The organism is Bacteroides muris (ex Afrizal et al. 2022), from assembly GCF_004793475.1.
Lineage (GTDB): Bacteria > Bacteroidota > Bacteroidia > Bacteroidales > Bacteroidaceae > Bacteroides > Bacteroides muris.
Genome location: NZ_SRYZ01000137.1, coordinates 1 through 495, shown reverse-complemented (window position 1 = coordinate 495; position 495 = coordinate 1). Strand labels below are relative to the sequence as shown.

The following is a 495-nucleotide window of genomic DNA, read 5'->3' as shown; positions in this document are numbered from 1 at the left end:
GCAGTTGCGGCAAAGAGGAACTTATGGAACGTGGTTTCTCCGGTTGCCTGCTCAAGCCGTTCTCCATATCGGAACTGATGGAGATTTCTGACAAGTGCGCCATAAAAGGCAAACAGAATGAAAAGCCGGATTTCACCTCTCTGCTGTCATACGGCAATGAAGCCGTCATGCTGGAGAAATTGATAACGGAAACCGAAAAGGAAATGCAGTCGCTCAGGTATGACCAACAACAGAAAGACCTTCCGGAACTGGACACTCTAACACACCACCTGCGTAGCTCTTGGGAGATACTCCGTGCCGACAGACCATTGAGGGAACTTTATAAACTGATTCATCACAATGGCACACCTGACGACAAAGCAATAGGCAATGCCGTAAGAGCCGTGCTGGATAAGGGTTCGGAGATAATCCGTCTGGCAAAAGAAGAAAGGAAGAAATACAACAATGGATAAGACAAAAATCATCGTGGTGGAGGACAACATCGTGTATTGCGAG

At 47.3% G+C, this 495-nt stretch carries 1 pseudogene; it reads left to right on the top strand.

The window, feature by feature from the left end:
- Positions 1-452, top strand: a pseudogene (locus E5355_RS19225) (hybrid sensor histidine kinase/response regulator); the annotation flags it as partial.
- Positions 453-495: the final 43 nt, after the last annotated feature.